Source organism: Kitasatospora sp. NPDC059408 (assembly GCF_042751525.1).
Lineage (GTDB): Bacteria > Actinomycetota > Actinomycetes > Streptomycetales > Streptomycetaceae > Kitasatospora.
The window spans coordinates 135,135-141,736 of sequence record NZ_JBHYWI010000016.1 but is presented as its reverse complement, the minus strand read 5'-3'; the positions used below and the strand labels follow the sequence as shown (position 1 = coordinate 141,736).

7 protein-coding genes and 1 pseudogene are annotated in these 6,602 nt (G+C 74.8%); 5 read left to right on the top strand and 3 right to left on the bottom strand.

Annotated elements, in window-relative coordinates; translation table 11 throughout:
* Window positions 1–127: 127 nt before the first annotated feature.
* The 3 genes from ACFXDE_RS13750 to ACFXDE_RS13740 form a co-directional block, all read right to left on the bottom strand.
* Complete coding sequence (locus tag ACFXDE_RS13750; protein ID WP_380493921.1) at window positions 128–1,429, bottom strand: PQQ-binding-like beta-propeller repeat protein; 1,302 nt, start codon at window positions 1,427–1,429, stop codon at window positions 128–130.
* A 258-nt stretch (window positions 1,430–1,687) separates the two neighbouring features.
* Entirely contained in the window at window positions 1,688–2,464 is a 777-nt protein-coding gene (locus ACFXDE_RS13745) for an ABC transporter permease (RefSeq protein WP_380493919.1), read from the bottom strand.
* A complete protein-coding gene (locus ACFXDE_RS13740; protein WP_380493917.1) occupies window positions 2,461–3,195 on the bottom strand; it encodes an ABC transporter ATP-binding protein in 735 nt (244 codons plus the stop codon). Before ACFXDE_RS13740 ends, ACFXDE_RS13745 begins: the two co-directional genes overlap by 4 nt.
* Window positions 3,196–3,264: 69 nt before the next feature.
* Between ACFXDE_RS13740 and ACFXDE_RS13735 the strand changes: the two genes are divergently transcribed.
* The 5 genes and pseudogenes from ACFXDE_RS13735 to tnpA all read left to right on the top strand — a co-directional run.
* A complete protein-coding gene (locus ACFXDE_RS13735; protein WP_380446410.1) occupies window positions 3,265–3,867 on the top strand; it encodes a TetR family transcriptional regulator in 603 nt (200 codons plus the stop codon).
* A 149-nt stretch (window positions 3,868–4,016) separates the two neighbouring features.
* Entirely contained in the window at window positions 4,017–4,370 is a 354-nt protein-coding gene (locus tag ACFXDE_RS13730) for a hypothetical protein (protein WP_380446411.1), read from the top strand.
* Window positions 4,371–4,457: 87 nt separating this feature from the next.
* Window positions 4,458–5,471 (top strand): LysR family transcriptional regulator, encoded by a 1,014-nt coding sequence (locus ACFXDE_RS13725; protein WP_380493915.1) that lies wholly within the window; start codon window positions 4,458–4,460, stop codon window positions 5,469–5,471.
* A gap of 198 nt (window positions 5,472–5,669) precedes the next feature.
* Window positions 5,670–6,260, top strand: a complete 591-nt coding sequence (locus tag ACFXDE_RS13720; RefSeq protein ID WP_380493913.1) for a DUF3592 domain-containing protein — start codon at window positions 5,670–5,672, stop codon at window positions 6,258–6,260.
* A gap of 113 nt (window positions 6,261–6,373) precedes the next feature.
* Window positions 6,374–6,589, top strand: a pseudogene (gene tnpA / locus ACFXDE_RS13715) (IS200/IS605 family transposase); the annotation flags it as partial.
* Between the last annotated feature and the right edge of the window lie 13 nt (window positions 6,590–6,602).

Here is a 6,602-nt window from a genome sequence, read left to right as displayed (position 1 = left end):
TTTTTTTTTTTGTATCGCCGAACGAGCACTTCCTCATTTTCTGCGGCGCCGTTCGGGCCGGCCCCGCGGCTGGGGGGGGGGGCGCCGCCCCCCCCCCCCCGCCGCAGGACCTTGTGATCCGCGTGAGCTAATTCGCGCCCAGCGGCAGTGCGTGCAGGGCGTCGTCGTGGCCCGCGTAGAGGTGGGTGTCGTCGGCAGCCAGCGACCAGACGTCCTTGCCGGGGATCCCGTCGCGGAAGGTCCAGAGCTGCCGGCCGGTCGCGGCGTCGATCGCCCACACGCCACCGGCGGCCGGCCCGGGGACGTACAGCACGCCCTTGGCCACCAAAGGTTGGCTCCGGACGTCCAGCGGGAACGGCAGCCGGTAGGACCACACCTGGCGGCCCGTCGCTGCGTCGTGGCCCGTGAGCAGGCCGTTGTCGCGCGGGACGTAGACCCGGGCGTCGTCCGCGACCGGCGGCAGCGCCCGCCATTGTTCTCCCGCGGCCGGACCGGCCGTCCAGCGCGACTCGCCGTTCGGCGCCAGCGCGCGGACGCCCCCGGTGCCGTCGGGGACATAGATGTTCTCCGGTCCGGGGGTGTACCAGCGCAGGTTCTCGTCCGCGGGGGCCTTCCACAGCTCCCTGGCGTCGGTGGCATCCCGGACGACCACCTCGGTGCGCTCGCCGGCTCTGCGCCTGCACAGCAGCAGGCCGGGGGCGGCCGTCACGGGGGCCAGCAGGTTCTCGCCGGCCCCGAAGGGCCGCGACCAGAGCACCGACCGGTCCGAGACCCGGATCGCGAACACCTTGGTGTCGGGTGACGTGGTCGTGGTCGAACCGTAGTTGAGGACCGAGCCGTACAGCGTGCCGCCGTCGCAACCGGCCAGCTGGACGCTGCCGCGGCCCGACTCCTCGGGCAGCGGCAGGCTCCAGTCACCGCCGGGGTCGGTGAGATGGCGGGACTCGATGCGGCCCTGGAAAGTGGTGAACAGCCGGTCCGGCCCGAACACCACGCTCCCCATGGAGTCCGGGCCGCTCGGCGGGTACGGGCGCGGCTGGTCGAAGGTGATCAGCCGCGCCGGGGCGCCGCTCGCGGGATCCAGCACCACGAGCCTGGTGCGGGACGGGAACAGCGGCCGGTCCGGCCGGTCCGCCAGCCGTTCGGGCGCCATCGCCTCCGCCCCCCGGTACGTCCAGGCCGGCGCGGGCCCCTCCGCCGCGGTCGGCCGCGGCGTCGGCGGCGCCGTCCGGGCGGAGCGCCCGAAGGCCCACAGCGCCGCGCCCCCCGCGAGCACCCCGGCCCCGACGAGCAGTCCCCGCCGGCCGAGCCGCGGCCCCTCCCCGCCCCCGCCGACCACGTCCCCGGGCGTCCCGCCGGCACCGCCCGCGTCGTCCCACTGCCACGAGCCCTGCTCCGCCGACCGCTGCCCGGCCGAAGGCGACTCCATCTACCGGCTCCCTCGTCCCCCCAAGGCAGCGCTCGCCGCCGCCGATCAACGGAGACTACCGAACATCCGTCCCCGATCTATTGCGGCGGCGCGATCCGGCCGGGTCTCGGATCCGCCGGCAGTCGGCGGCGTCCCGTCGGCCGCCGTCCGGCATGGCCCTTCGCGCACTCCGGCCGCCGGGCGGGCAGGCTCGGGACCAGCACACCGTGGTCCGGCGCTGCCGGCCGGAGGGTACGGCCATGTGGACCGAGGGCGGTATCAGGCGGTTCGGCGGCGGAGGGTGGCGGCTCCCAGGGCGAGGGCGAGGGCGAGCAGGGCGGAGCCGGCGACGACGGCGAGATCGCGCGCCACGGCGGAGTCGGCGGTGGCGGTGGTGGTGAGCCGGGTCATCGCGTCGACGGCGTAGGAGAGCGGCAGGACGTCGGAGGCCCAGCGCAGCGCGGTCGCCATGGCGTCGCGCGGGACGAAGAGCCCGCACAGCAGCATCTGGGGGAGGAGGACGGCGGGCAGGAACTGGACGGCCTGGAACTCGGTGGCCGCGAACGCCGAGACCAGGAGGCCGAGTGCCATGCCGAGCAGTCCGTCGGCGACGGCGACGGCGAAGACCAGCCAGGTGGGGCCGGCGATGTGCAGGCCGAGCGGGCCGATGGTGAGGGCGGTGGCGAGGGTCGCCTGGAGCAGGGCGACGGCGCCGAAGGCCAGGGCGTACCCGAGGAGCAGGTCGAGCTTGCCCAACGGCATGGTGAGCAGCCGTTCCAGGGTGCCGGTGGTGCGTTCGCGGAGCATGGCGACCGAGGTGACCAGGAACATCACGAGCAGCGGGAAGACGCCGAGCAGGGCGGGGCCGGTCCGGTCGAAGGTGGCGGGCTGGGCGTCGAACATGTACTTGAGCAGGACGAGCAGCAGGCAGGGCACGACCAGGAGCAGGGCGAGGGTGCGCGGGTCGTGGCGCAGCTGGGTGAGGACGCGGCGGGCGGTGGCGAGGGTGCGCCGCAGGGCGTGCGCCGTCCGCGGCCGGGTGCGGGGGGTGGTCATCGGCCGGCCTCCACCAGTTCGAGGAACGCGCTGTCGATGTCGGCGGCTCCGGTGGCGCGGAGCAGCGCGTCGGGGGTGTCGTGGGCGAGCAGCCTGCCGTCGCGCATCAGCAGCAGGCGGTCGCAGCGGGTGGCCTCGTCCATGACGTGGCTGGAGACCAGCAGGGTGGCGCCGCCGTCGGCGAGCCGGCGGAAGAGCCGCCAGAGGTCCTGGCGGAGCACCGGGTCGAGGCCGACGGTCGGCTCGTCGAGGATGAGCAGCTCGGGGGTGCCGAGCAGGGCCGCGGCGAGGGAGACGCGGGCGCGCTGGCCGCCGGACAGGCGGTCGGCGATGTCGCGTTCGTGGCCGGTCAGGCCGACCTGGGCGATCACCCGGGCGGGGTCGGTCCCGGGTGCGCCGAGGACGGCGGCGAAGTAGTCGAGGTTCTCGGCGACGCTGAGGTCTCCGTAGACCGAGGGGGCCTGGGTGACGTATCCGACGCGGTGGCGCAGGGCGGGGCTGCCGGCGTCGAGGCCGAGCACCTCGACGCGGCCGGCGGCGGTGCGCTGCACGCCGACGACCGAGCGCAGCAGGGTGGTCTTGCCGCAGCCGCTGGGGCCGAGCAGGCCGGTGATGGTGCCGGCGGCGATGTCGAGGTCGAGGCCGTGGAGGACCGGGCGGCCGCCGCGTTCGACGGTCAGGCCGGTGATGCGGACCGCGGGGCCGGGCGGCCCCGCCATGGAATTCATCATGTGATGAGTTTTGCGCCGCCGGAGGTGCCGGTCAAGTCGCGCGCAGGTGTCACCGGTGACAATGGCCTCGTGAGTGGCGAGGGGAATCAGCAGAAGCGGGTCGGACGGCGCCCCGGGGGAGAGGACACCCGGGGCGCGGTGCTGGAGGCGGCCCGGGCGGAGTTCGGGGCCCGCGGGTACCAGAAGGCGAGCATGCGGGCGATCGCCCGCGCGGCCGGTGTGGACGCGGCGCTGCTGCACCACTACTTCGGGACGAAGGACCGGCTGTTCCTGGCGGCACTGGACTTCCCGGTCGACCCGCGGGCCGTCGTGGAACGCGTGCTCGCGGGCGAACGCGAGCGCGTCGGCGAGCGCGTGGCCGCCTTCGTCCTCGGGCTCTGGGAGGAACCGGCGGTACGGGACCGGCTGCTGGCGCTGCTGCGCACGGCGGCGGCCAGCGAGGAGGTGGCGGCGCTGGTGCGGGGCTTCATGGTGACCGAACTCGTGGGCCGACTTGCGGGCGAACTCGACCTGGAGGAGCCGGAGTTGAGGGTGGAGCTGACGCTCTCGCAGATCGTCGGGCTGGCGATGGCGCGCTACGTGATCCAGGTGGAGCCGCTCGCGTCGGCACCCGCGGAACGGCTCGCCCCGCTCCTGGCCCGGACGGTGCAGGGATACCTGGCCGAGCCCTGAGGGTGCGCGGCGCCGGGCCTGGCGGCGCCGCCGGACCGTTCTCGGGCACAGCTCGACAGCGCGACGTAAGCCGATGACGTCCCGCCACCCTCCCAGTAGGCTTCCGAGCAGTGACGTCGGCAGTGACGTCGGCGGGGAGGACGCGGAACATGCTCGGCTGGTGGATCGGCATCACGGAACTGAGCCCCGAGGAGTACGACCGGGCAATCCCCGAGCAGCGCCGTGACTTCGTTCTCGCCAGGTGGGAGATCGGGGCGTCAGGGATCACGTGGGTGGAGGAGCTGGTGGCCGCGGGCAAGGCCGAGCAGTTGATCCGCGGCGGGTACCCCAACCGCTACACCGCCCGCGCGGAGCACGTCCTGCCCCTGCTGGCCGCCGGTGCGGTGCCCGGCTCCGGTACCGGGACGTGGGTCCAGGCCCGTGCCGTGGAGACGCATCCGGAACGGATCGCCGCGTGCCCGGCCGACCGGGCACTGACGATCGAGGTCTGGGACCTGTCCTAGGGACGCTCGGACGAGCGGTCCGGACCGGCGCGGCGGCCTCTGCCAGGATGGGCGTCCTCGACCCGGGCGGTGCGAAAGGGCGGCGCAGTGGTGGAACTCGACCCGAAGAGACTGCTGATCCTGCGCCAGATCGCCGACTCCGGCAGCGTGGCGGGCGCCTCGCGCGCTCTCGGTCACACGCCCTCCGCGGTGTCCCAGCAGCTGAGCCGGCTGGAACGCGAGGTCGGCGTCCCGCTGGTGGACCGCACCGGCGGACGGGCCGAACTGACCACCGCCGGACGCCTGCTGGCCGGCTACGGCGACCGGATCGGCCAGGCGCTCCAGGACGCGGCCCGCGACCTGCGGGCACTCGGCGGGGCCGCCGCCGGCCCGGTCGCCATCGGTGTGCCGGCGCCCGCCATCACGTTCTTCGCCACCACCGCCGTCCACCTGCTCGCCCGCACCCACCCCGACCTCGTCCCCCGGCTGGTGGAGACCGGGCGGCAGGAGGGGCTGCGCGCACTCCGCCTGGGCGAACTGGACGTCCTCGTCATCGAGGACGACCGGCAGGAGCCCACCCCGCTGCCGCCCGGCGTCGAGGCGAGCGTCATGTTCGAGGACGCCTACCGCCTGGTCGTTCCGGCCGACTGGCCGTCGCCCGCCGACCCCGCCCAGCTGTCCGGCCGCCCCTGGATCACCGCCCCGGCCGGCTCCCCCCGGCAGCTGGCCTTCCAGCGCCTGGCCGCCGAGCACGGCATCGTGCCGCTGGTGGAACACACCGCCCGCTACCGCTTCGCCGTCTACACCATGCTCGCCGCGCGCCTCGGCGCCGCGATCCTGCCCGCGAACGCCGCCGCCCTGATCGGTCCGGGCGCCGGCACCGTCACCTCGTTGCCGGTGCCCGGCTCCTACCTGGTGCGGCTGCTGCGGCGCACCGGCCCGTGGGGCGCGCCCCCGGCGGTACGGGCGGCGGGCGAGGCGCTCCAGAGCGCGCTGCTGACGGCGGGTGAGCGGCTGGCGGCGCAGGGCCTGACCGACGGTGAGCCGCGGGTGAGCAGCCACCTGGTCGATCCCGGCGAGCGGACCGCGCCCGGCGGGCCGTCCGCCACGCCTGTGCCGTAAGCATCGCTGAACACCAGGGGTGAGCACCGCTTTCTGGTGCCGGTCCCGCGCCTCTGCCAGCGTGGCCGGGTGACCACCACCGCGGACGACCGACCTCCCGTTCCTCCCACTTCCCCGACTTCTCGGACTCCCGAGGACCGACGGCCCTCCACCGCCCCGAGCCGGGCCGGGGGCCCGCGCCGTCGGGCGCGCGGTGCCGTGCGCCTGCTCCAACGCGCCGCCTGGGCCGCGGTGTTGGCCGGCGCGGTGACGACGGCCTGCACCCCGTGGGGCTCGACGCCCTGGTACGCCGGCTGGAGGGGTGCGGCCGGTGCGGCGGCAGTCGCGGCGCTGGCCGGGCCGGTGAGCGTCTCCCTGGGCGAGAGCCCGCGCTCCGGCTCCGTGGCCGGCGCCCTGTTCCGCAGCGCCCTGCTCGCCCTGATGCTCTGCGTGTTCGCCGGCGGTTTCGCCTTCTCCCTCAGCGGCTGGTTCCACCAGCACGACCGCGACGTTCACGCCACGCTCCGGCTGTCCGCCACCGTCACCGGCTGCCACAACAGCGGCGACACCAGCACCGAGTGCACCTACCACTGGACGGCGGACGGGCACGAGTACCGCGCCGACGAGGGCGCGGACGAGCAGTGGCCCGACGGACACCGGGTCGGCGCACGGATCGACCCCGTACACCCGCAACGGGCTCCCGTCACCGGCGGCGGCTACTGGCCGCTGTGGATCATGGTCGCCGTGGGCGGGCTCGGCACCCCGTTCATCCTGTGCGCCTGGTGGCTCCTGGAGGAGCCCGCGGAGTAGAGCCGGGAGGGGGCGAGGGGTGATCGGGTCAGGCCTGGCCGGCGGGGCGCAGCAGGATCTCGTGGATGGCCAGGCGCCGGGGGCGCTGGAGGGCGAAGGTGATGACCTCGGCGCACCTGCTGGTGCACTACCCGCCGAAGGTGGCCCTGTCCAAGCTGATCAACAGCTTGAAGGGCGTCAGCTCCCGATACCTGCGCGCCGAGTACACCGGCCGCGTCAACCGCATCGGCCTCGGGTCCGTGCTCTGGTCCCGGTCCTACTTCGCCGGGTCTTGCGGCGGCGCACCTCTCAGCATCGTCCGCCAGTACATCGAAGGACAGAAGCGGCCTGTCTGGCCGTCAC